Source organism: Pseudomonas syringae pv. cilantro, from assembly GCF_001293775.1.
Classification (GTDB): domain Bacteria; phylum Pseudomonadota; class Gammaproteobacteria; order Pseudomonadales; family Pseudomonadaceae; genus Aquipseudomonas; species Aquipseudomonas syringae_P.
Genome location: NZ_LGLN01000044.1, coordinates 4700 through 4915, shown reverse-complemented (window position 1 = coordinate 4915; position 216 = coordinate 4700). Strand labels below are relative to the sequence as shown.

The 216-nt window shown below is 63.4% G+C and carries 1 pseudogene; it reads left to right on the top strand.

The features are described from left to right. Positions 1 to 216: pseudogene (locus ABJ99_RS28690) on the top strand (LPD7 domain-containing protein); the annotation flags it as partial.

Sequence of the window (216 nt, the reverse complement as noted above, 5' to 3'; positions counted from 1 at the left end):
GCCCCCGCCGCCGCCAGTCAGCGCGCGCGTGACCTTAGCGCCAAGGACCTTTACACGCGCAAAGCCAAGTTCAGCCAGAACGTGCATTACCTGGACAAGCAGACCGACAAGACCCTGTTTGTGGACACGGGCAAAACAATCTCCATGCGTCGCACGGGGATTACCGAATCCGGGGTGTCGGTAGCCCTCCAGCTGGCCCGGGAGCGGTTCGGCAGC